Source organism: Rheinheimera salexigens (assembly GCF_001752395.1).
Classification (GTDB): domain Bacteria; phylum Pseudomonadota; class Gammaproteobacteria; order Enterobacterales; family Alteromonadaceae; genus Alishewanella; species Alishewanella salexigens.
Window position 1 is genome coordinate 1,066,458 of sequence record NZ_MKEK01000001.1, and the last position, 24,975, is coordinate 1,091,432.

General features: G+C 43.0%; 19 protein-coding genes. 12 read left to right on the forward strand and 7 right to left on the reverse strand.

The genetic code is table 11. The features are described 5' to 3' along the window. Positions 1-177 precede the first annotated feature (177 nt). Complete coding sequence (locus BI198_RS04955; RefSeq protein WP_070048556.1) at positions 178-2,190, forward strand: putative bifunctional diguanylate cyclase/phosphodiesterase; 2,013 nt, start codon at positions 178-180, stop codon at positions 2,188-2,190. Here the strand turns inward: BI198_RS04955 and BI198_RS04960 are convergent. The 5 genes from BI198_RS04960 to priA form a co-directional block, all read right to left on the reverse strand. Continuing rightward, positions 2,177-2,608 carry a gamma-butyrobetaine hydroxylase-like domain-containing protein gene (locus BI198_RS04960; protein WP_070048557.1) on the reverse strand — a complete coding sequence of 144 codons (432 nt, stop codon included), beginning with the start codon at positions 2,606-2,608 and terminating at the stop codon, positions 2,177-2,179. The genes BI198_RS04955 and BI198_RS04960 overlap by 14 nt on opposite strands. Before the next feature lie 2 nt (positions 2,609-2,610). Beyond that, positions 2,611-3,951: an HslU--HslV peptidase ATPase subunit gene (gene hslU / locus BI198_RS04965; protein ID WP_070048558.1), complete on the reverse strand. Its 1,341-nt coding sequence runs from the start codon at positions 3,949-3,951 to the stop codon at positions 2,611-2,613. An 11-nt stretch (positions 3,952-3,962) separates the two neighbouring features. Next, positions 3,963-4,481: an ATP-dependent protease subunit HslV gene (gene hslV, locus BI198_RS04970; protein ID WP_070048559.1), complete on the reverse strand. Its 519-nt coding sequence runs from the start codon at positions 4,479-4,481 to the stop codon at positions 3,963-3,965. A gap of 61 nt (positions 4,482-4,542) precedes the next feature. Next, positions 4,543-5,133 carry an SPOR domain-containing protein gene (locus BI198_RS04975; protein ID WP_070048560.1) on the reverse strand — a complete coding sequence of 197 codons (591 nt, stop codon included), beginning with the start codon at positions 5,131-5,133 and terminating at the stop codon, positions 4,543-4,545. Positions 5,134-5,217: 84 nt separating this feature from the next. Beyond that, positions 5,218-7,392, reverse strand: coding sequence for a primosomal protein N' (gene priA / locus BI198_RS04980; protein ID WP_070050670.1), 2,175 nt, complete (start codon positions 7,390-7,392; stop codon positions 5,218-5,220). A gap of 210 nt (positions 7,393-7,602) precedes the next feature. Between priA and rpmE the strand changes: the two genes are divergently transcribed. Together rpmE and BI198_RS04990 are read left to right on the forward strand one after the other, a co-directional pair. Then, a complete protein-coding gene (gene rpmE / locus BI198_RS04985) occupies positions 7,603-7,815 on the forward strand; it encodes a 50S ribosomal protein L31 (RefSeq protein WP_070048561.1) in 213 nt (70 codons plus the stop codon). A 298-nt stretch (positions 7,816-8,113) separates the two neighbouring features. Further along, positions 8,114-9,355 (forward strand): malic enzyme-like NAD(P)-binding protein, encoded by a 1,242-nt coding sequence (locus BI198_RS04990; RefSeq protein WP_070048562.1) that lies wholly within the window; start codon positions 8,114-8,116, stop codon positions 9,353-9,355. 75 nt (positions 9,356-9,430) lie between these two features. Here the strand turns inward: BI198_RS04990 and metJ are convergent, their stop codons facing one another. Next, positions 9,431-9,766 (reverse strand): met regulon transcriptional regulator MetJ, encoded by a 336-nt coding sequence (metJ, locus tag BI198_RS04995; protein WP_070048563.1) that lies wholly within the window; start codon positions 9,764-9,766, stop codon positions 9,431-9,433. A 203-nt stretch (positions 9,767-9,969) separates the two neighbouring features. Between metJ and metB the strand changes: the two genes are divergently transcribed. The 9 genes from metB to argH all read left to right on the forward strand — a co-directional run bounded on the left by metB (position 9,970) and on the right by argH (position 22,204). Next, positions 9,970-11,208, forward strand: a complete 1,239-nt coding sequence (gene metB, locus BI198_RS05000) for a cystathionine gamma-synthase (RefSeq protein WP_070048564.1) — start codon at positions 9,970-9,972, stop codon at positions 11,206-11,208. A gap of 6 nt (positions 11,209-11,214) precedes the next feature. Beyond that, the gene (locus BI198_RS05005) at positions 11,215-12,585 is read left to right on the forward strand and encodes an amino acid kinase family protein (RefSeq protein ID WP_070048565.1); all 1,371 of its coding nucleotides are present in this window, start codon (positions 11,215-11,217) and stop codon (positions 12,583-12,585) included. A 99-nt stretch (positions 12,586-12,684) separates the two neighbouring features. After that, complete coding sequence (metF, locus tag BI198_RS05010) at positions 12,685-13,590, forward strand: methylenetetrahydrofolate reductase (RefSeq protein WP_070048566.1); 906 nt, start codon at positions 12,685-12,687, stop codon at positions 13,588-13,590. 85 nt (positions 13,591-13,675) lie between these two features. Further along, positions 13,676-16,666 (forward strand): ligand-binding sensor domain-containing diguanylate cyclase, encoded by a 2,991-nt coding sequence (locus tag BI198_RS05015; RefSeq protein ID WP_235605250.1) that lies wholly within the window; start codon positions 13,676-13,678, stop codon positions 16,664-16,666. Positions 16,667-16,784: 118 nt separating this feature from the next. Next, positions 16,785-17,822, forward strand: a complete 1,038-nt coding sequence (argC, locus tag BI198_RS05020; protein ID WP_070048567.1) for an N-acetyl-gamma-glutamyl-phosphate reductase — start codon at positions 16,785-16,787, stop codon at positions 17,820-17,822. Further along, positions 17,819-18,646, forward strand: coding sequence for an acetylglutamate kinase (gene argB, locus BI198_RS05025; RefSeq protein ID WP_235605251.1), 828 nt, complete (start codon positions 17,819-17,821; stop codon positions 18,644-18,646). The genes argC and argB overlap by 4 nt, the downstream gene beginning before the upstream one ends. Positions 18,647-18,688: 42 nt before the next feature. Next, positions 18,689-19,603 (forward strand): ornithine carbamoyltransferase, encoded by a 915-nt coding sequence (locus BI198_RS05030; protein ID WP_070048568.1) that lies wholly within the window; start codon positions 18,689-18,691, stop codon positions 19,601-19,603. 7 nt (positions 19,604-19,610) lie between these two features. Then, entirely contained in the window at positions 19,611-20,819 is a 1,209-nt protein-coding gene (locus BI198_RS05035) for an argininosuccinate synthase (RefSeq protein WP_201243404.1), read from the forward strand. A 5-nt stretch (positions 20,820-20,824) separates the two neighbouring features. Further along, positions 20,825-22,204 carry an argininosuccinate lyase gene (gene argH / locus BI198_RS05040; protein ID WP_070048570.1) on the forward strand — a complete coding sequence of 460 codons (1,380 nt, stop codon included), beginning with the start codon at positions 20,825-20,827 and terminating at the stop codon, positions 22,202-22,204. Between the two features lie 133 nt (positions 22,205-22,337). Here argH and BI198_RS05045 read toward each other — a convergent pair whose 3' ends face one another. Beyond that, positions 22,338-24,953: a penicillin-binding protein 1A gene (locus BI198_RS05045; RefSeq protein ID WP_070048571.1), complete on the reverse strand. Its 2,616-nt coding sequence runs from the start codon at positions 24,951-24,953 to the stop codon at positions 22,338-22,340. Positions 24,954-24,975: the final 22 nt, after the last annotated feature.

A 24,975-nucleotide genomic window follows, 5' to 3' on the forward strand; every position in this document is an offset into this window, starting at 1 on the left:
GCAATTCTTAGTTGTTAAACCCTAGTATACGCTGCGTTACCTTAGGCTCAAACCTTTATTAAAGCTTAGCTAAAACTTAGCTAAAGCTTAACGATGGCAGTAAATATACTTCTATCAGTTGTAATAGGAAGATGTAGTTTGTTATTGTATTGCTAAGTATATTTTAGGTTAATTGTAGTGACAGTCGAAATTTTTGCCAGACTTACCGTTTATTCAACTCAGCTAGGGGTAGCGCTATTACTCAGCTACATGCTTTGGCAATTCAGTCGCATTTATCGGCAAAGTTATATTCAATCTTGGTTGCTCGCTTTTACCGCCTTTTCGCTCTATCAAGCCTGTATTATCTGGCGGCAAGGGGGGCTATCTAACGCGTTCCTGAATGCCGGTTTAAATATTGTTGTCGTGGCCGCCAGTTATAGCTTTGCCGTGTTTTTATTATTAGGCATGCTGCAAACAAGGCCTGCTTTAGATAAAATAAGCCGATATTTTACCCCGAGAAAACTGATTGTTAGCGCTATATTAGCCGGTGCCTTTAGTGTATTACCTTTTTACATTTTTGATGGCTTAGCCAATTGGCAAGACTATTTTCAAGCCGATTTACGTATTTTTATTATGGGCGTATTTCTATTAATTGCTGCTTTGGGCCTATGGCAACAATTAGAAAAGTCATTAGGACAACGTTTGTCAGTAATGAGCATGCTGGGCTGGGGCGCCTTATATATTTATTTTTCGCTATGGTTAATGTTTACCCCAGATAGGGTGATGTCTATCGAACGAGTGTTAATTTTTAAAAGTATCGAGTTGTTTTTACTCTGTAGTATGGGCTTAGCCTTACTGATTTGGTTACAAGAGCATGAACGCAATAATAATAAGCAGTTAACTAAGAAAACCCTGTATTTAGATACTCATGATCAGCTAACCGGCGCTTTGAATCGTGAAGCATTATTGTTGCAGCTAGATATGCAATTACAAATACAGCAAGATAAACCGGTATATCTATTAATGCTGGGCTTAGATAAATTTAAAACGGTGAATGAATCAGTAGGGATAAAGCAGGGCGATAAAATATTACGTTTATTAGTCGAGCGCTTTAGCCGAAGTATTATTAAACCGGTATTGATTGCCCGCACCGGTGGCGATATTTTTGCCTTAGTCATTACCGATGTGGCAAATGATAAACAGCTACAATTTACTCTGGAACATATTACCCAATTAGTGGAAAAGAATTTTGTTCTGGACTCAGGTGTATTGCAATTAAGTTGCAGTATTGGTTTTTCTTGCTATCCGGGTCATGCCGCTACCGCTGATACTTTATTGCAAAAAGCCAATATTGCGTTTCACCAAGCGAAACGGATCCAAAATCCTTGGTTGGCTTATCAACCCGGTATGGAAGACGAAACCACACGCTTAATTAGCTGGGAAAATGATATTTTCGCGGCAATGGAACAGTCGCAATTGGTGTTATATTTTCAACCGCAGTTATGCTTACACCAGAATAAGCTAGATGGCTTTGAAGTGTTGATTAGATGGCAGCATCCGACTAAAGGCTTATTAATGCCCGGTGATTTTTTACCCTATGTCGAGCAATTAGGCTTAAGTCGTCAGCTGGATGTGTGGATTTTACAGCAGGCCATTAAAACGTTACAAAGGTGGCAGCAGCAAAATGTGTTTATTCCACTAGCGGTTAATATGTCGCCATTACATTTTCAGCAGGAAGGACTAAAAGCAAAAATTCAACAGTTTTTGCTGCAATATAATGTGTCACCGCAAATGTTAGAGCTAGAAATTACTGAAAACACCGCTATGCATGATATGGAAATTGGATCTAACCTGGTTATTGAATTGCAGCAAATGGGGATTCGGGTGTCGATTGATGATTTTGGTACTGGTTATTCATCGCTAGCTTATTTACGCCAAATGCCCATAGATAAAATCAAAATTGATCGCAGCTTTATTGCTGAAATGGCCAAAAATGATTCGGATATGATGATCGTAAAAACCATGATTCAATTAGCCCATGGTTTAGGTAAGCGTATTTTAGCCGAAGGTGTTGAGGCAGAAGTGCAACTCGATTTATTACGTAGTATGGGTTGTGATGCGGTGCAGGGTTATTATTATGCTAGACCGTTAGCGGAAGTGGATGCCTTAGCGTTTAGCGCTGCTTTGGCATCAGAAGTTAAGAAGGCCTAAAATTAATGGCAATACTGGCTTCACGATTAGCATTTGCAGCACTGAGTCGCTGTAAATAATCTTGCCAAAGAGTGGCTTGATTAGTGGCTAATTGCTGCAGGTATTGCCAACTATAAATGCCACTATCATGACCATCATCAAAGACAATTTTAACCGCATATTGGCCTACCGCTACTAGCTGCTTTATGCCGACCTGTTTTTTATTGCTGACTAATATGGGATTGCCATGACGGCGAACTTCTGCCGACGGTGAATACACCCGCAAAAATTCAGCCGTCAGGCTAGCTTGTTTAATATTAGGGCTGTTTTTTTCCGATGATTGCTGCTCTGTAAAATTCTGTTCAGCAAAGTGAACATCAAGCACACGGCGTTGCTTATGATAGTGTAGCCGTGTGACATGGACTTCAGAATCGCTCATAATTACAGAATATACCGACTTAAATCGTCATCTTTCACTAAAGCACCTAGATGTTTTTCAACATAAGCAGCATCTACTTCTATTTGCTCACCTGCATGATCGGCAGCGTCATAAGATATTTCATCTAGTAAACGTTCCATCACGGTGTATAAACGTCGGGCACCAATATTCTCAGTGGTTTCGTTTACTTGCCAAGCAGCCGCCGCTAAGCTTTTTATCCCGCTTTCAGTAAAGCTAAGCTTTACGCCTTCAGTCGCAAGCATGGCACTGCTTTGTTCGGTCAGTGATGCTCTTGGTTCAGTTAAAATACGTTCGAAGTCGTGAGCACTTAACGCTTCTAATTCAACTCTGATCGGCAGGCGACCTTGCAATTCTGGTATTAAGTCAGACGGTTTGCTCATTTGAAACGCGCCAGAAGCAATAAATAAGATATGGTCAGTTTTAACGATGCCATGTTTAGTATTAACGGTACAGCCTTCGATTAACGGTAGTAAATCGCGCTGTACGCCTTCGCGTGATACATCTGGACCACTGGTTTCACCGCGCTTACAGACTTTGTCAATCTCATCCAGAAACACAATACCATTTTGTTCTACCGCTTCTAACGCGGCAGCTTTTAATTCTTCTGGGTTAATTAAACGCGCCGCTTCTTCATCAATTAGCTGCTTTAACGCATCTTTGATTTTTAGCTTACGTTTTTTTGTCTTGTCGTTACCCAAGCTTTGGAACATGCTTTGTAACTGCGATGTCATTTCTTCCATGCCAGGAGGGGCCATTATTTCCACCCCCATATTAGCCTGCATAAGTTCTAGTTCAATTTCTTTATCGTCTAACTGACCTTCGCGCAGTTTTTTACGAAAAACCTGTCGGGTATGGCTATCGGTATTATTTTTGCTGCTGTTATCAGAATCTTGCCAATCTGATTTTGCAGCAGGCAATAAAATATCCAAAATCCGTTCTTCAGCGGCTTCTTCAGCACGATGGCGGTTTTTGGCTATTGCTTGTTCGCGCAACATTTTTACCGCGCTGTCTGCTAGGTCACGGATAATACTTTCCACTTCTTTACCGACATAACCGACTTCAGTGAATTTAGTCGCTTCAACTTTTATAAAAGGCGCATTGGCTAGTTTAGCTAAGCGCCGAGCAATTTCGGTTTTACCTACCCCAGTTGGGCCTATCATTAGAATGTTCTTCGGCGTAATTTCTTGACGTAGTGCTGGGTCAAGTTGCATCCGCCGCCAGCGGTTACGTAAGGCAATGGCCACTGCGCGTTTAGCACTATTTTGGCCAATAATGTGCCGATCTAATTCATGGACAATTTCTCTTGGTGTCATATCAGACATAAGGTACCTACTTATAATTCTTCAATAGTCTGGTGTTGATTGGTATAGACACAAATATCACCAGCGATAGTTAGACTTTTTTCGACAATTTCACGTGCCGTTAATTGGGTGTTCTGTAATAAAGCAGTGGCTGCAGACTGGGCAAAAGGGCCACCGCTGCCAATAGCGATCAAATCATTCTCAGGCTGGATTACATCGCCATTTCCGGTAATGATTAACGAGGTGTTGGCATCAGCAACCGCAAGCAACGCCTCTAATTTACGCAGCATGCGATCGGTGCGCCAATCTTTGGCTAATTCAACGGCAGCGCGCATTAAGTGGCCTTGATGGACTTCAAGCTTGGCTTCAAAGCGTTCAAATAAAGTAAAAGCATCCGCTGTGCCGCCGGCAAAGCCAGCGATAACTTTATCGTGATACAGTCGGCGCACTTTACGTGCGTTGCCTTTCATAACGGTATTGCCAAGTGAAACTTGGCCATCACCGCCGATGGCAACATGGCCATCGCGGCGAACTGAAACAATAGTGGTCATATAATGTAAACCCTGTGGCGTGATTAGCTTAGAGTTTAAATGAGGTTGCTATAGCCTGTTTTCAAGACCAGTTCCAAATCTGGCAGGTATTAATATTCTGTTGACGTAAACGGTTACGATCTGCCGTTGCTTGCCGTTTCGATTCATAAGGCCCTAAGACCACTCGATACCAAATACCATTACTGCCTTCAGAGCGGCGCACTGCTGCGGTAAAACCAGAAAAAGCAATTTTAGCTTTCATGGTTTCGGCCTGATTTTGTTGCCTAAAAGAACCACACTGCATTTGATAAGGGCCAGCGGCTGCTTGTTCTGTAACGTCGACCTTAACTTCTTTATTTTCTAACTCTTTAATATATTGATACGGTTCAGAAGTCGGCTTTTCTGGCAGAGGATCACCTTTTGGCACTACTTTAGAAGCAGTTTTCGGTGCGGTGACAGCAGACTTTGCCGGAATAGGCGTTACTTCTACTGCAGGCTGTTGATTTAAATACCATAAAAAATAACCAAAACCACAGACAATGAATATCGCCAATACGACTACTAGCCAAGGTATAGGGGTTGTTGCCGGTTTAGCTTTGCCGCGCTTAGTCGGTTTACGTTGACTGGCTTTTGGTTTGGCTCGGTTGGTTTTTACATAGTCTTTATGTGCCATGAATGATTGCAGTACCTCTTTATTATAATCGGGCTATTCTACTAGGTTAATATGAAAAAGACAGGGTGCAGCTTGCAACTTTACTTAGCTAAGATCAATTGGGTCGACATCTAATTGCCATTTCACTTTACGGGTTAACGGCCACGACAATAATTGAGCTAATAAAGTATCTAATGCGTTATGTAATACCGTCCGATTTATGCTGTACAACTGCAGTTGCCAACGATATTTACCGGCTCTACGCTCTAAAGGCGAGGGGATAGGTCCTAATAATTGCAACTGCGGCATGTTATGGACTAAATCTGCTAACTGAGTCAGCCATTGTTGGCAATGGTTAGTATCGTGTGCTTCAGCCCTAAACAGCGCTAAATATTGATACGGCGGTAATTGGGTATGTTTACGTTCAAGTAAAGCTGAACGGGCAAAGGCGGCATAGCCATTTTGAATGATATCTTGCAATAAGCTGTGCTCAGGATACTGGGTTTGCAATAAAACTGTACCTTGGCTACCACCTCGACCCGCTCGGCCTGCCACTTGTGTTAGCAGCTGAGCAAGCTGCTCTGGGGCACGAAAATCACTGCTATATAAGGCACCGTCGACATCCACGATAACCACTAAACTCACATTAGGGAAATGGTGGCCTTTAGCCAACATTTGGGTGCCAACAATTAAGCGGGCACCTGGGCTATGGATATCATCTAAGGCACTGTGTAAGGCGCCTTTGCGCCGAGTGCTATCCCGATCCAGCCGTGTAATGGCCGTATCCGGAAATAATGTTTGTAAGTTTTGCTCTAATTGTTCGGTGCCTTGGCCTAACGGTATCAGTTGAGTGCTGCCACAATCGCCACATTGTCTTGGTATGGCTTTGCTGGCACCACAATGATGACAAATAAGCTGGCGGCTTTGTTTGTGATAGGTAGTAAAAGCACTACAGCGATGACATTCTGTTAACCAGCCGCATTCTTGACAGCTAAGCGCTGGCGCAAAGCCGCGCCGATTAAGGAACAGCATTACTTGTTGGCCTAGACTTAATTGCTTACGAATATGCGCTAAGCTGATATCGGCTAAACCAAACTGCAACACTTGTTGTTTTAAATCGACTAATTTAAATTGCGGTAACTTATGGCCTGTTGCTCTGTCGGGCAAATCAAGATGAATAAAGCGCTGGCTGTCTGCGTTATATAAGCTTTCTAAGCTAGGTGTGGCTGAGCCTAATACGATAGGGCAGTGCTCTAACGCTGCGCGTTTAATGGCTAAGTCACGGGCATGATAGCTAAAACCATCTTGCTGTTTTAAAGATTGGTCATGTTCTTCATCAATGATGATTAAGCCTAATTTCATAAACGGTAAAAACAATGCCGAACGGGTACCAATAATGATGGCGGCTGCACCCGTTGCTGCTTGTTGCCAACAATGCAGCCGTTCACTGTCGGTTAAAGCCGAATGCCAACATAAAATGGGTAAATCAAATCGGGCTTGAAACCGGGCTAAGGTTTGTGGGGTTAAGCCAATTTCAGGCACTATCACTAACACTTGCTGTTGTGTCATTAGCAGTCCAGCAATGCATTGCAAATACACTTCTGTTTTACCCGAGCCCGTTACACCTTCAATTAAAAAGCGCTCAAAACGGCCCTTGGCTTGATTAATAGCAGTGACGGCCAGTGCTTGATTAGGGGTTAGCTGTAAACCCTTGGCTAAGCTGTCAGGCGCAGCAAAGGGCACTGGCGGCACGGGGTAGGCTGCAACCAGTTCTTTTTTTAGCAGTTGATTTAAAATAGCCCGACTAAATTGTTGTAATAGCATAGATTCGGTTAAATCTGATTGCTGTAATGCTTGCCATAAGGCATGTTGTTGTTTGGCTCGGCGCAATACACTGCTTTCCAGTATTTTGCCTGCTGGAGTTAATCGATAAGCTAACGGTTGATAATCGGCTAAGTTGCGGCCTTCACGTAATAATGCCGGCAACGCGCTGATCAGCACTTCGCCTAAAGGATAATGATAATATTCTGCAGCAAAGCTTAATAGATTACGCAGTAACGGTGGCAAAACCGGTTGTTGATCAATAACATTAATAACAGTTTTAAGTTTGTTAATAGCAAAGCTGTTATCGGGTGCGACTTGCCAGACAATACCCACCAGCTGTCTAGAGCCAAAAGGCACTAGTACTCGACAGCCAACAGCGGGCACTAAATGCTTAGCAACAAGGTAGTCAAAATGCTGTCTTAGCGGTACTGGTAGGGCAACCCGAATTACAATCACAACAGTTCTCAAATTAATACAGAGCCGACAAGTGTAAGGACAGTGCTTATAAATGCCAAGTAAAACAAAAAATAGCATTTTATCTTTACAAGTTATTGCAACTCTATGGGTGATGTATTAAGCTACGCGCCCTAATTTAACTGAAATTACGTATGGTGTCTGGCAACTGATTTGACCGGATAGCGATGCGGCCTAACGAGGTAACCCCCAATGAAATCAGGTATTCATCCAGAATATAAAGAAATTACTGCAACTTGTACTTGTGGTAATGCTTTCAAAACAAAATCAGCACTGTGCAAAGACATTCACTTAGACGTATGTTCTGCATGTCACCCGTTTTACACTGGTAAGCAAAAAGTGTTAGATGTTGGCGGCCGCGTTGATCGCTTCAAAAAGCGTTTCTCTGTATTGGGCAACCGTTAATAGGTTTCCAAGCAGTAAAAAAAGCACCTTAGGGTGCTTTTTTTGTCACTAAAAATCCTCAGTAACGATTTTAAATAGCCGCTATAAATGGAAAAAATACAAATTCCTAGTAAAAATTGTTATAACTGGACTGATTTACGACTAAAGTTGTATTGTTACAGCATGGTATTTACGCTGGTACGATCAGAAAGAATCTAGTTCTCATCTGCGCCAGCCCTCATTACACTATGCAACTTTTACGTAAAACAATAACAAAACAGCCTTTACGTTATCTCACTTCAACTAGCAGGATATAAAGATGTCAGACTTCACAGAACAAGCGTTACGCTATCATGCCGAACCTAGACCAGGCAAAATAGGCATCGAGATTACTAAGCCCGCTGAAACAGTGACAGATTTAGCGCTCGCTTATAGTCCTGGCGTAGCCGCCCCTGTGCGTGAGATCGCAAAAGATGCCGATAATGTGTATAAATACACGGCCAAGGGCAATTTAGTGGCCGTTATTACTAATGGCACAGCGATTTTAGGTTTAGGTAATTTAGGCCCTATGGCTTCTAAACCGGTTATGGAAGGTAAGTCATTATTATTTAAGCGCTTTGCTAATATCGATTCTATTGATATCGAAGTCACTCACCGCACGACAGAAGAGTTTATTAATACTGTTGCCAATATTGCCGATACCTTTGGCGGTATTAACTTAGAAGATATTAAAGCGCCAGAATGTTTTGAAATTGAAAAAGAGTTGATTAAGCGCTGTAATATTCCGGTGTTTCATGATGATCAACACGGTACTGCTATTGTAACTGCTGCCGGTTTATTGAATGCGTTAGAAATTCAAGGTAAAGATATTAGTACTGCAACCATTGTTTGTATGGGCGCAGGAGCGGCAGCCATCGCTTGTATGGAGTTGCTAATAAAATGTGGTGCGCAGCGCGAATATATTTATATGTTAGACACTAAAGGTGTTATTCACACTCGTCGTGAAGATTTAAACAAGTATAAAACCTTATTTGCTAATAATACCGATAAACGCACTTTGCTTGATGCTATTGAAGATGCTGATGTTTTTGTAGGTGTGTCTGGCCCTAATGTCTTATCAGCGGAAGCCTTATCGTTAATGGCGGCGAATCCAGTGGTGTTTGCTTGCTCGAACCCGGATCCGGAGATTGAACCTGAATTAGCGCATGCCACAAGAGATGATTTGATAATGGCGACAGGTCGCTCTGATTACCCGAATCAAGTTAATAATGTGCTGTGTTTCCCGTTTATTTTCCGCGGTGCTTTAGATGTTCGAGCCAGTGAAATAAATGCTGAAATGAAGATTGCTGCGGTAGAGGCTATTCGCCAAATAGCTAAAGAGTCTGTACCTGACGCGGTATTAAAAGCCTCTAACGTAGATAAATTAGAGTTTGGTAAAACCTATATTATACCAAAACCAATGGATCCGCGGTTATTATCACGAGTTGCTAAAGCGGTTGCTCAAGCGGCTATTGATTCTGGTGTGGCACGTTTGCCTATGCCAGAGCAATACATGGAATAAAGCGTTAAATACAGTTAATACCATACTGATACTTAATAGGCTACTCGCATAACGAGTAGCCTATTTTTTTAGCTGTTATTCTTCGTCAGCATCGGCTTCAATAATAACCGGAATGCTTTTACCCAAACTGGTTAAAATATCACGCACTTCTTGCGGAATTTGATGTGGGTTATCTTTACGTAAATCATCATCTGCAGGCAGCGGTTGCCCTGTAAAAGCATGCAAAAATGCCTCACACAACAATTCACTATTTGTCGCATGTCGCAAGTTATTAACTTGGCGGCGTGTACGCTCGTCGGTTAATACTTTTAATACGTTAAGCGGAATTGATACGGTAATTTTTTTAACCAGTTCTGATTTCTTACCGTGTTCCGCGTAAGGGTGAATATATTCACCATTCCACTTAGCCATAAGGGTACCTTGTGTGAGTTTTGTGATGGTTGTTATGTTCGTTATTATAATTTTATTGCGCTAGCAAGTGGCGAAATTCTATCGTGTTATGGCGAGTAGTCAAATACTGCAGCATAAATAATCAGTTTAGACGTCTAAATGTTTTGACATCTACAATCTTTTAGCTATAGTTATAGACGTCTAAACATCTAAAAGGTTTCGTAATGTCTAAGCGTCATATAGCCACCGCAGCAGCCAGAGCAGGGATAGCCAAAGATCCTGCCTATGCAGCCGTTACGCCACCCCTATATTTGAGCTCTACTTATGAGTTAACCGCATTTCAACAACCCGGTGCTTATGATTATTCACGTACCGGCAATCCTACCCGAGATTTATTAGCAGAAGCGCTAATTGAGCTAGAGGAAGGGGCTGCTGCAATTGTAACTAATACAGGCATGTCAGCTTGTGTATTAGTGCTACAACTACTGACAGCAAACGATACTTTAGTTATTCCGCACGATTGTTACGGCGGCAGTTATCGATTATTTATCAATTTATCCCAGAAAAAGCAGGCGTTTAAACTGGTTATTGTTAATTTTCAACAATCAGACTGGTCGGAGCAAGTTCGCTTGGCTAAGCCGGCACTAATTTGGCTAGAAACACCGTCTAATCCGTTATTGCAGATCACCGATATTCAGGCTGTATGTCAGTTAGCGCAAACGTTGGCTGCAAAAGTGGTGGTTGATAACACATTTTTATCGCCTATTTTGCAACAGCCGTTGTTGCTGGGTGCCGACATTGTACTGCACTCGACGACCAAATATCTAAATGGTCATAGTGATGTGGTGGGTGGCGCAGTGATTTGTGCGGATGAGCAAGTTGGTACCGAGCTAGCATGGTGGGCAAATTGTCTGGGTTTAACGGCTGGCGCGTTTGATAGTTATATGGCATTACGTGGTATCCGGACTTTAAAACCGCGGCTGCAATTACAACAACAAAACGCAGCCAAAATAGTGGCGTTTTTAGTACAGCAACCGCTAGTGGCTAAAGTGTATTACCCCGGCTTAGTTGATCATCCTGGTCATGGTATTGCTTGTCGTCAGCAGCAAGGTTTTGGTGCGATGTGCAGTTTTGAGCTTGCTGCAGAGGTAAGTTCATTAAGCCACTTTTTTGCCGCATTAGATATTTTCACTTTGGCACAGTCTTTAGGCGGCGTGGAAAGCTTAATTTGTCACCCAGGTACCATGACCCATGCTTCTATGGATGCGACAGCACAGGCAGCAGCGGGGCTAACCCCAACTTTAATTCGCTTATCAGTGGGCATTGAGCAAGATAGTGATCTTATTGCTGATTTAGAGCAAGGTTTTGCTGCGGTTGCCAAACTTAATGGCTTAGCAACGACACAGGCTGCGCAAAATAATGAATCCTTAACATTAAACCCAGCGTTAAACGTATTATGGTGATAAATAATGACAAATGTAAATAAACTCGCCGCTGTTGACGTGCTTGATAATACGCGGAAAAACTCAGTAGCCAACCGAGCACAAGTGCATAAGTTTGGTGGCAGTAGTTTAGCCAATGTTTCACGTTTTAAGGCTGTGGCAGACTTAGTGCTGCAACAAAGCGTTACTGAACCTGTTTGGTTAGTGGTATCGGCACCAGCTGATACTACTGATGATTTGTTAGCAATTATTGATTTACAAAGTGACGCTGAACGATTAACTACCATTTTGGCATTACAACAAAAGTTAACGCGGTTAATTGTGGGTTGTTTACCTACCGAGCGGGCTAAGATAGTTATTAGTCAAGTTAAAGCTTGGCTGCAACAGATCCCCGCGCTGCTTGTGCCCAGCGCGCTAGGCCAAACACAAATTAATGATGTGCTAGCGATAGGTGAAAACGTATCCGCTTTATTGCTGAGTCAATTATTACAGCATCGCGGTGTGGCTGCTATCGCATTGGATGGTCGTGATTTCTTATATTTTGAGCAACATCAGTTAGCGCTTAAAACCAGTCAGCAACAATTAGAGCTGCTGATAAAGCCTAAGACAATTCATGTCGTCACAGGCTATATCGCTAAAGATACGGCCGGAAATACCTTAACACTGGGACGTAATGGCAGTGATTATAGTGCCAGTTTATTAGGCGCTTTGATTAATGCTGCCAGCATTACCATTTGGACCGATGTACCGGCTATTTATAGTGCTGATCCCCGGCAAGTAGCTGTGGCTCAGCCGTATACAGAAGTTAATTGGCAGCAAGCCCGTTTATTAGCCCAATTAGGTAACCCAGTATTACATCCACGTACCTTGTATCCGCTGTTACACACAGAGGCCAGCCTAATCGTCCGCAGTAGTTTTGCTAGCGAACAATTAGGTTGCGCAGTACTTAAGAACGCCAGCAACCAAAATTTTATCACCACGTTAAAGCACGCACAGTTAATTAGCTTACCGATTACCGCCGATATTGGCCTAGAAACGGTAGCACAGCAATTACAACTGCCCTTGGTTAAATTTTCACAATCGGCGGATAGCCAACGCTGGTTAGTGTCTGCCAGTGCAACACAGCAACTACTCGATTATTTGTCTGCAAAAAATATTAAAGCAATTACTGATACCGAAATTTATTACGTTGTCGCTTGGCTGAAAGCTAAGCCAAGTAGTGCCTCGCAGCATGCTGAGAAGCAACTTAAACAACATCAAATAATGCATAGGTCTGAAAATACCCAGCAAATTATTTGGTTATTAGCGAAAGCTCTATCTAGTGAAGCATTAAATACATTGCACCAGATATTGATCCCAGCAGCCATTGAAGACAACGTCCAGCAGCAAAATGGCTAAGCCGGTACAAAAAGTAATAAATAGCCACCAGCAAGTCGAGTAGTAGCAAGCAGAGTAGTTTGGCGCCGACTTCGGCTATTAATGATAAAGAGAGCAGTTATGGCCTTTGCAAATGCACAATATTTAGACGCGATTAATCGCAATTTAGATCAGATCCAAGGCAAGGTAAATGTCAGCTTTGAGTTTTTCCCACCTAAAACAGCCGCGATGGAGCAAACTTTATGGGGCTCAATAGAGCGCTTAGCGCCGTTAGCACCGGCCTTTGTTTCGGTAACCTATGGTGCTAACTCTGGCGAGCGAGATCGGACCCACGATATTATAAAATCGATAAAACAGCGTACAGGCTTAATTGCTGCGCCGCATTTAACCTGTGTCGATGCTAGTAAAGAACAACTAATCGAGATAGCCAAAGATTATTGGCGTAATGGTATTCGTCATATCGTCGCGTTACGCGGTGACTTACCACCTAATAGCATTAGCAAACCAGCTTTATATGCGACGGACTTGGTGGAAATTTTACGCTCGGTGGCTGATTTTGATATTTCGGTAGCGGCTTATCCAGAAGTGCATCCAGAAGCGCCTAATGCTCAATTTGATTTATTAAACTTAAAGCGGAAAGTCGATGCTGGCGCATCCCGAGCTATTACCCAATTCTTTTTTGATATTGAAAAGTTTTTACGCTATCGCGATCGATGTGCCGCGATTGGTATCGATGTTGACATTATTCCAGGTATTTTACCGGTCACTAATTTTCAGCAATTAGAAAAGTTTGCCCGTTTAACCAATGTCGCCGTACCTAATTGGATGCATAAAGCCTATCAAGGCTTAGAAAATGATAGCCAAACGCGTAACTTAGTCGCGGCCAATATGGCAATGGAAATGGTTAAAGTATTAAGCCGAGAAGGGGTTGATCACTTTCACTTTTATACTTTAAATCGTTGTGAGTTAAGTTATGCAATTTGCCATTTATTAGGTGTAAGGCCGCCAGTTGCCATGGCGGTGTAAGTGACAACAATACTTGGCGCGCTGCACGTTTTACGCTAGTCTAAATCAAAACATAAATTAGGTGTTATGTTGTCAAGGATGAAACGTGAAGTACCTTAGACTTAAAGGGTTTGTGCGGAGGCTAAAAGTTAGCCAATTATTATGGCCAGTCATGCTGTTAAGTATAACTGCGTTAAGCCATGTCAGCCAAGCCGCTCCTACCTTACTAAAAGATTATTTCCAAGAAACTTGGACCACCCGCAATGGCTTACCCCATAATACCATTAACAGCATAAACCAAAGTGCTGATGGCTACTTATGGATAGCAACTTGGGAAGGCTTAGCCCGCTTTAATGGCCGCCAATTCGAATTGTTTGGTCGGGGTGAAGTGACGGGGTTACCCGATTCAGGTATTCGTTCGTTAAGCAAAGATTTAGCAACAGGAATATTGGTGACAGGCGCTAGAGGTGGTGTGGCGCGAGTTAGTGATAACAATTGGCACAGCTGGCCGTCTTTTGGTGTACTGATTAATGCGGCAGTTGAAGATAAATCTGGCACCTTATGGTTAGCCAGTGAAGGCAAAGGTATTTTCCGCCTATTGCCTAATGGAGAGCGGCAGCAATTTACCACCGAGCAGGGTTTACCCAGTAATGTAGTGCATAGTTTAAAGTTGGATGCTCAGCAACAACTTTGGATTGGTACCGGCCGAGGATTAGTCATCATTGATCCTCAAGCCTTACAGCCAACATTTACTACCTTAGCAGAATTACCCCAAGTACCAGTGTTTGTGATCCAGCAGCAGCAACAACGCATGTTAGTGGGTACTGAGCGCGGCCTTTTTGCTGTTGAAGATCAGCGCGTGGCATTAGTTCATTCTAAACTGCAACAATTGGCCATATCCGCGATTTGGGTTGCGGATGATGCATTATGGATAGGGACAACTGATTCTGGTTTATACAAATATAGCGACTTAGGATTAGAGCATCTGGGTATAGCTGAGGGTTTACCAAATAATCGAATTTTATCTATTTATCAAGACCGCGAACAAAGCTTTTGGATTGGCACCAATGGCGGATTATTTCGCTTACGCGACGCGCCTTTTATTACCTACACCGCTGATAAAGGTTTAGCAGGTAATTATATCCGTAGTGTTATGAGTCACAGTGATGGCAGTGTTTGGGTAGGCTCCAGTGAAGGCGTTAGCCGGATTAAGCAACATAGTATTGAAAACTTTGATCTCACTAGTCATAGTCAGGCTCAATCGGTATTAAGTTTAATGGAAGATCCGGATGGTTCTATTTGGATGGGTACCTATACCGATGGCTTATTACAGTGGCGAGACGGTAAAGTTGTCCGTAGCTATCAACGTAGCACGGGTCTGTTAGCCAATGAAGTTAGAGCAATACTTAAAGCTAAAGATGGCAGCTTATGGGTGGGTACAGCGCAAGGCTTAAATCATATTACCACCGAAGGTATCACAAGTTTAGGCACCGCTGATGGCTTACCGGCGCCGTTTGTTATCGCGTTATATCAACACTCAGATCAGCGAATATTTATAGGTACCGGCGCTGGGGTGGCTATCATAAATACCAATGGCAGTATTGAGCAAGTAGATTTGTCAGCACTTGATGGAGCCGAATATGCATTTGGTTTTACATTCGATGAACTGACTAATATTTTATGGCTAACCACAGATCGTGGTCTAGTTGCCTATCATATAGCGGATGGTCATAGCCAAATAGTTGGCCGTAATGCCGGTCTGCCGTTTGATAAGCTATTCCAGTTAGTCATAGATAAACAACATAACTTTTGGGTGAGCAGTAATAGAGGCGTGCTAAGATTCAGCCGAAAAAATGTTATGGCATTTTTACAACAGTCGATGCCTACATTACCTTATGAATTGTTTGGTGAGAGCGATGGTATGCAAAGCGCCCAAGCAAACGGTGGTTCAATGCCCGCTGCGACTTTAGATGCTGATGGTCGAGTTTGGATTGCCACGTCAAAAGGCGTTAGTGTAGTACACCCTGATGTATTAGTGCGTTTTTCAGCAAATGTACCCCCTGTGGTTATAGAAGGGCTTAAAGCTGATGGTGAAGCTTTAGCCATAACTGAAAACTTAACTATTGCTGCAGGTGTTAGCCGAGTTGAATTGCAATTTGCCGGTTTGGGCTTTGTTATGCCACAACGTATCCTATACCGAACAAAACTAGTAGGCTTTGACAGCGATTGGGTACGACGCGGCAGTAATAACAACGCAGAATATACTAATCTTGCGCCTGGCCAGTATCAGTTTAAAGTGAGCGCTGCATACCCACAAGGTAAGTGGAGTGAGGCAGAAGCCAGTATTACCTTTACAATTAAACCCTACTTTTGGCAGCGGCCCATATTTTGGCTCTTAGTAGCGTTATTGGTTATTGTGTTGGTCATTCTATTATTACGCTGGCGTTTAACTAATTTAAAGCAACGTGAAAATTTATTAACTATTCAAGTTAATGAAAAAACCTTAGCCCTACAACTTCAAGCCAATAACTTAAAAGCGATCGATCTTGAACGCTCAGAGTTATTAAAACAACTTAAGCAGCAAGCCGAAGACTTTGAGGCTCAAGCTCGTTTGGATGTATTAACCAACTTAGCTAATAGACGTGCTTTTGATGAAGCTTTAAGCCAAGAATGTGCACGAGCAAGGCGTACCCAGCAACCTTTAACCATGGTGTTATTGGATATTGATCACTTTAAACAAGTTAATGATTTGTATAATCATAGTATTGGCGACGAAGTGTTAAAGTTGGTTGCTAGCAAAATAAGCCAATTTTGCCGTGAAGTAGATACGGTTGCGCGTTGGGGCGGCGAAGAATTTGCTATTTTACTACCCGAAACGGCATTAGACGATGCGCTGGCTTTGTGCGAACGTATGCGCTTAGCGATTATGCATATTGATTATTCAGTAATAGCAGCCGATTTAAAGGTAACGATCAGCTTAGGTGTTGCTGAATATACTCAACTGCAACCGCATGACAAGTTACTTTCCCGTTGTGATGCTGCCTTATATAAGGCAAAACAAAATGGCCGAAACCGGGTTGAAGCCGCAATAGTATAAAGTGTATATAAATTCACAAAAAGCGAATAATAATTCTTGAATGGCTGTGAGTAACGTTCTACACTAGACGCTGTTTCGTGCTATACCTATACCTAATTTTCTGTATGAGATCTTAATAATGTCATTAACAAAACAATCTACTGCAAAAGTACGCAGCATAGTGCTGGGTGCTGCTGGTTATAGTGGTGCAGAACTAGCCGTTATTTTAGCACGTAACCCTTATTTTGAATTATGTGGCGCTTTTGCCTCTGCCGGCAGAAAAACGCAACCATTTTCTGAATTGTACCCACGCTATAAACAACAATTGGATATTGATGTTCAGCCTTGGCAAGATGAATTAGCCACTGAATTAAAGGGTAAAATTGACGTTGCATTTTTAGCTTTACCGCATGAAGCCAGTGAAGCCATTACCCCTATCTTATTAGCGCAAAATATTGATGTCGTCGATTTATCTGGCGCTTTTCGTTTAAAGCAAATTGAGCAATACCCTGAATATTATGGTTATGCTCATCAACATCCGGAATTATTAGCTGAAGCGGTTTACTCATTAATGGAGTGGCAGCAGACAGCATTACCACGCTTAATTTCAGTACCGGGTTGTTACCCAACGGCCTGTTCATTAGCCCTGATGCCTTTAGTGCAAGCGGGTTTATTAGCCGATAATTGTGTACCGGTGATCAACGCCACTAGTGGTGTCTCAGGTGCAGGGCGCAAAGCTGCGCTTAGCACGTCATTTTGTGAAGTGGGTTTAAGCGCTTATGGTTTTTTTAAGCATCGTCATCGCCCTGAAATTGAACAAAACTTAGGTCGTAAAGTGGTGTTTACGCCACATTTGGGCAATTTTAAACGCGGCATTTTAGCGACCAGTGTGGTCACGCTTAACGCAGGTGTGACTGCAGAGCAAGTAAAGCACGCTTTTAGCCAAGCTTACGCCAATAAACCTTTAGTTCGGTTATTGGATCATTCTCCTAACGTGGCTGATGTTGCTGGAACACCTTATTGTGATATTTATTGGCAGCAAGATGGCGAGCAATTAGTGGTGGTGTCGGCTTTAGATAATTTACTCAAAGGGGCTGCAGCACAAGCAATGCAAGCGGCCAATGTCCGTTTTGGTAAGCCAGAAACGGCGGGTTTATTCGCGGGAGTCTTTTCATGAATATCACTAGCAACAATTACAAAAATGACGTAATGAAAAGTGACGAAATGAAAAGTGATGTAATGCCTTTAGTGTTAAAAATGGGTGGTCGTCTACTACAAGACGATAATGCCTTAGATGCACTGTTAAAGGTGTGTGCAATATTAAAACAGCAGTATCCATTAGTGTTAGTACATGGCGGCGGCGATCAAGTCGATCAGTGGTTGGCTAAGTTTGGTTTTAACACTGAAAAGCTGGATGGTCAGCGTATTTCACCGCCTGAACAAATGCCGGTTATAGCTGGCGCTTTATCTGGTGCTGTAAATGCTCATATGGTGGCGCGAGCTGCTTTAGCTGATTTAGCACCTGTCGGATTAACGCTTGCGGCGGGGAACAGTTGTCGTTTTGATTTAACGCCAAATTTAGGCGCAGTAGGGGTGGCAAAACCCCAAGATGCCACTTTATTAAAAGCGTTATTAGCACAAGGTTTTACGCCGGTATTTAGCTCAATAGGTCATGGCCAACAAGGTCAGTTATTAAACGTTAATGCTGATTTAGCGGCCGCGGCTATTTGCCAACTCATCCAAGGTCAATTGGTATTGTTAACCGATGTACCGGGTATTTTGGATGCTAATGGCCAATTAATCACTGAGCTAACCAGTGCCCAAGCAGCAGAGCTAGTGCAACAAGGTGTGATTAAGGGTGGCATGAAAGTAAAGTTAGATGCTGCACTTGATACCGCAACAGTACTGCAACGAAGTATCACTGTCGCGGGCTGGCAGCAGCCTGACGATCTCTTAAAACTGATGCATCAACAAGCTGTTGGTACGCGCATCATTAGTTAATTACAAGCTGAAGGAAACCGCAGTGGCGGTAAAATAATTGGTATGAGCAAACTACAACATCTATTAAGTCTGGCTGAATTTACGCCACAGCAACTTGCCGATATGTTGGCATTAGCTTTAAAGGTCAAGCAACATCCCGCAGATTATAGCCAAGCTTTAGCGGGCAAAAGTATCGCATTAATTTTTGAAAAACCTTCATTGCGAACCCGAGTTAGCTTTGATGTCGGTATTTATAAATTAGGCGGTCATAGTGTATATTTAGACCAACAAAATGGTGCTATGGGTAAACGGGAAACCGTTGCTGATTTTGGTTGTAATTTAGCCTGCTGGACGGATGCCATTGTTGCTCGAGTATTCTGCCAAACCACATTAGATAAGTTGGTCGCCAGTAGTAAAAAACCAGTAGTTAATGCCTTAAGTGATCGTTATCACCCTTGCCAAGCTTTAGCCGATTTACTGGCTTTAAAAGAGCGGTTTGGTGATTTGTCTAAGGTCCATTTAGCCTACGTTGGTGATGGCAATAATGTTTGCCATTCATTGATGTTAGGCGCGGCGTTATCCGGTATGAAGATGACTGTTATTACCCCAGAGGGTTTTTTACCTGAAGCTGATATCGTAGCTCAAGCAGAAAAACTAGCGAAGCAGACTGGCGCGTCTATTATATTAAGTCGTGATATGGCTAGTGCGTCAGGTGCTAATGCCATTTATACTGACACTTGGTTATCCATGGGCGATAAAGCTGATCCACAAGTGATAGCAGACACCTTTGCTCCTTATCAAATTAATCAGCCGCTAATGCAGCAGCTAGGCGTGACCTATTTTATGCATTGTTTACCTGCACATCGCGAGCATGAAGTTACCAGCGAAGTGTTAGATAGCGAGGCATCTTTAGTCTTATTACAAGCAGAAAACCGTATGCATGCGCAAAATGCGGTTTTAATCAGTTTATTTTCGTGAGGATATTATGAGCATTAAAAAAGTTGTTTTAGCCTACTCAGGCGGATTAGATACTTCAGCAATCGTGCCTTGGTTAAAAGATAACTACAACTGTGAAGTTATTGCCTTTGTTGCCAACGTTGGTCAGGGTGATGAAGAGTTAGAAGGCGTAGAGCAAAAAGCGATTAACTCAGGTGCGAGCTCATGCTATGTCGTCGATTTACGTGAAGAATTACTTAAAGAAGTTATTTATCCAACTTTAAAAACCGGTGCAGTATATGAGGGCCAATATTTATTAGGTACTTCAATGGCGCGTCCGGTTATTGCTCGGGCCCAAGTGAATTTAGCCCTAGAGCTAGGTGCGGATGCACTTTGTCATGGCTGTACGGGTAAAGGTAATGATCAAGTGCGGTTTGAAGCGGCATTTGCAGCATTAGCACCACAATTAAAAGTGATCGCGCCATGGCGCGAGTGGAATTTTACGTCTAGGCAGTCATTGTTAGACTATTTAGCGGAAAAAAATGTGCCTACTACCGCGTCTGCTACCAAGATTTATAGCCGTGATGCCAATTTATGGCATATATCGCATGAAGGCGGTGAGCTAGAAGATCCTTGGTGTGAGCCTACAGAACAAGTGTGGATGTGGACTAAGTCTCCTGAGCAAGCACCCGATAAAGCGACTTATATAGAATTAAGCTTTGCTCAAGGTGAACTGAGCCACATTGATGGTAAAGAAGTTGATCCTATTACGGCTATAGCCCAGCTTAATGCGGTAGGTTCTGAAAACGGCGTTGGCCGCATAGATATTGTTGAAAACCGTTTAGTCGGAATGAAGTCTCGTGGTTGTTATGAAACACCAGGCGGCACACTTCTAATGGCAGCGATTAAAGGTTTAGAAGCCTTAGTTTATGATCGCGCTTCATTAAAATACCGTGAACAAGTGGGCCTTGAGTTTGCTCAATTAGTCTATGACGGTCGTTGGTTTACGCCACTTAAAGACTCATTATTAGCTTCAGCAACAAGCTTAGCGCAAGAGTTAACCGGTGATGTAGTACTTAAACTGTACAAAGGTAATGTCACGGTAGCTAAACGTCGTTCGCCTAACTCACTATACTCTGAAGCTTTTGCTACATTTGAAGATGATGATGTTTACGATCAAAAAGATGCTGCTGGTTTTATCCGTTTATTTAGCTTAGCTAGCCGGATTAAAGCCTTACATCAACAGCAAAAAGGGTAATTGGTATGGCTATGTGGGGTGGTCGCTTTCAAGAAGCGACCCTAGAAGAGTTTCGTCAGTTTAATGATTCATTAAGCTTTGATTATTTACTCGCATTACAGGATATTCAAGCATCACGCGCTTGGGCTAAGCAATTAGCTGCGGCAACGATCATTACTGCAGATGAAGCGGAGCAATTAGATACTGCTTTAGCGCAGTTAGCGCAGGCTGTAGCTGAAAACCCAAAACTGCCGTTACAAACAGCAGATGAAGATATTCATAGTTGGGTTGAATCACAATTGACCCAACAGCTGGGTGCGGTAGCAAAAAAATTGCATACCGGTCGTAGCCGCAATGATTTAGTCGCAACGGATTTACGCCTGTGGACTAAGTTAAATGCCGAGTCGGTTAAGCAAGCCTTGTTAGCGGCCATTCAAGCCCTATTGGTGTTTGCTGAACAAGCGGGTACGGATGTGATGCCGGGTTATACCCATTTACAACGTGCTCAACCGGTCTTAGTAGCACATTGGGCATTAGCTTATGTCGAAATGTTTCGCCGTGATTTAAGTCGTATTGAAGATGCACTGGTGCGTATGGATTCGTGTCCTTTAGGTTGTGGCGCATTAGCCGGAACGGGTATTGCGATTGATCGCCAAGCCTTAGCCGAGAGTTTAGGCTTTGCTCATGCCGCACGTAATAGCTTAGATGCGGTTTCTGATCGTGATTATGTGGTTGAACTTTCTGCCGCTGGCAGTATGTGCATGACCCATTTATCACGCTTAGCAGAAGATGTTATTTTCTTTTGCTCTGGCGAAGCCGGCTTTTTCAAACTTGGTGATGCTATTAGTAGTGGCTCATCTTTAATGCCACAGAAGAAAAACCCTGATGTGTTTGAATTATTACGCGGTAAAACGGGTCGAGTACTGGGGCATTTAGTGGCCATTATTCATACTTTGAAAGGCTTACCTTTAGCGTATAACAAAGATATGCAAGAAGATAAGCAGGGCTTCTTTGACTTAATACAAACTTGGCAGCAGTCTTTATTAGTGCTGGCAACGGTATTACCACATTTGTCTGTAAATAGTGCTAAATGTCGTCAAGCAGCAGAGTTAGGCTATAGCAATGCCACTGACTTAGCCGATTACCTTGTCAGTAAAGGCATGCCATTTCGGGATGCCCATGAAGTGGTTGGCGAGTTAGTTGTGGTGGCCTCTGTGCAACAAGTAGCATTAGAAGCCATGCCACTTGCGACATTGCAGCAATATAGCGCTTTAATTGCGGATGATGTTTTTGCCGCATTGCAACTAGAAGCAGGTTTAGAAAAGCGCAGTGCTTTAGCGGGTACAGCACCTAAGCGGGTATTAAGTGCCTTAGCTGAAGCCAAAGCGTGGTTTGAACAGCAATAGTGTTGGCCTTAATGTGCGGCTAAACATGTTAAGTGCCAATTTAGTAATACGAAAGCAAAAAAACCGCTAGTGATAGCGGTTTTTTTATGTGCTGAGCTTTATTTATGTGTTGAAGAGCATTTAGCGACGGTGCTTAAAATAATTCAATATCTTTATCCACTGGTGGGCTATTACTATCAAAGCTAATAGGTTGCACGTCATTGCCACTATATTGGGTGGGCTCAGTACCACTTATAAAATATTCAAAACTGCTGCTAGTATCGGTTTTACGGCTTAATAACCCAGAGTTAAGATCGATTCTAACTGAAGCTAAACCCACCGGCGGCGTTGGTGCTTTACTGGGTAATGAAGGTAATATCTGTTGCATGTAATCTAACCAGCCGGGTAGGGCGGTACGTGCACCAGATTCAGTGCCAGCACTTTGTGATTGGCCCATATTGGCATGCCATAAGGCGCGACCTAAACTACGGTTAGCATCATCAAATCCGACCCACACCGTGACGGCTAAATCAGCTGTAAAACCTGAGAACCACGTATCTTTAGAGTCATTGGTTGTGCCCGTTTTAGCCGAAACGTCACGGCGCTTTAACGTTTGTAAGCGCCAAGCTGTTCCATTCCAACCGGTTCCTGCGCGCCAATCACCGCCGCCCCAAACACTTGTCGTTAACGCATCGGCCACTAAAAAGCTGTTCTGCTTGTCCAGCACACGTTGCGCAACTTCAGGTTGTTGGCTAGGTAAACTTGCCGCATCTAGTTCAGCTTCAGTTGTTTGATCATGACTTAAACGATTAAATAATTGCTGCATTTGGGCTTCGCTATTGAGCTCAGGTGCTAACTCAGGCGTTTTAGCCGCAAAATCTTCACAATCATCACACGCTATAGCCGCTTGATGCTGATAAATAGTATTTTGCTCAGCATCTATAATACTATCAATTAAATAAGGCTTAACTAGATAACCGCCATTAGCAAATACCGCGAAACCCGTGACGACTTCCATCGGCGTTAGCGATGCAGAACCTAAGGCTAAGGTTTCGTTACGAGGTAAATCACTGGCAGCAAAACCAAAACGCTGTAAATGCTCAATAGTTTTATCGATACCTACACCGCGTAATAAGCGAATTGATACTACGTTTTTAGATTTAGCTAAGGCTTCACGTATGCGGATAGGACCATCATATACCGCAGGTGAGTTTTTTGGCCGCCAAGCGATACCGGCATTATCATCCCATTGGTGAATAGGTGCATCATTCATAATTGAGGCTAAAGTATAGCCATTAGCTAAAGCAGCCGAATATATAAACGGCTTAATGTTTGAGCCGACTTGACGTTTGGCTTGGGTAACCCGATTAAACTGGCTTTGGCTAAAGCTAAAGCCACCCACTAACGAGCGAACAGCGCCATCGTGTGGATCAATAGCGACAATAGCACTGGTGGCTTCAGGTATCTGACTTAAGCGCCACTGCTTTTGATGCTGCCTAACTAAAATATGCATACCTGGGGCTAAAATAGCATCAGCTGTTTTCGGTGCATTACCTTGACGTCGGTCTGTAATGAAACTGCGAGCCCATTTTAAACCTTCCCATTCTATAGTAGCTTCGGTGCCGCCACTTAAAATGACTTGGACTGTTTGGCTATTCACTTGCGTGACGACAGCTGGCACTAGATCTTCTAGACCTTTTTGTTGATCTAAATAAGCAATAATTTGTTCGGTATCAAGCCGGTCTGGTTGGTCATAATCGGGTTGCTCAGTTACGTCTGGCTTTAATGTCGCTTGCCATAAGGTATCAACTGGACCCCGATAACCGTGCCGTTCATCATATTCATATAAGTTTTGTTGCAAGCTATGTTTGGCAGTGGCTTGTTGCTGGCTATTAATAGTAGTGATAACTCTTAAACCGGCAGAGTAGGCCAACTCTTCACCAAAACGATTCACCATCTCTTGGCGTACCATCTCTGCAATATAAGGCGCCGAAGCCGTAATTTGTGCACCATGTAAACGGCTAACCACGGGGGCTTGAATAGCGGCGTCGTATGCGGCTTTATCTATAGCACCCACATCTAACATCCGGTATAGCACGATATTACGGCGGGCCCGAGCATTGGCAGGCGAGCGAACAGGGTTTAAAGCTGAAGGCGCTTTAGGTAAACCGGCTATAATGGCTATTTCATCTAGGCTAAGCTGATCAACGGTTTTACCAAAATACACTTGTGCGGCAGCGCCCACGCCAAAAGAGCGTTGACCTAATTCTATTTTATTAAGATATAACTCAAGAATTTTATCTTTACTTAGCAATTGCTCGATATGAAAGGCTAAGAATACTTCTTTAATTTTTCGCATGATCTTTTTTTCTCTACTGAGAAAAAAATTACGTGCTAATTGCTGAGTAATGGTACTGGCACCTTGGCTGAAATCACCCGAAGAGGCAATAACCGTGACGGCCCGTAAGATACCAATGATATCAATACCAGGATGCTCGTAAAAACGAGTATCTTCGACTGCTAAGAAAGCTTCGATCAATAAAGGCGGCATTTGCTCAAGTGTTAACGGAATACGCCGCTTCTCACCAAATTGTGAAATAAGCTCGCCATCTGCAGTAAACACTTGCATTGGAGTCTGTAATCGCACGTCTTGCAGCGTAGTAACATCAGGCAGATCTTTTTTTACATATAAATAAAGACCGGCGATGGTTAACAACCCGCTTAGAAACAGGATCAGACAAAGAATTAAAAGTTTTTTAACCCAAGACACTGATTAGCACCATTTTTTACTC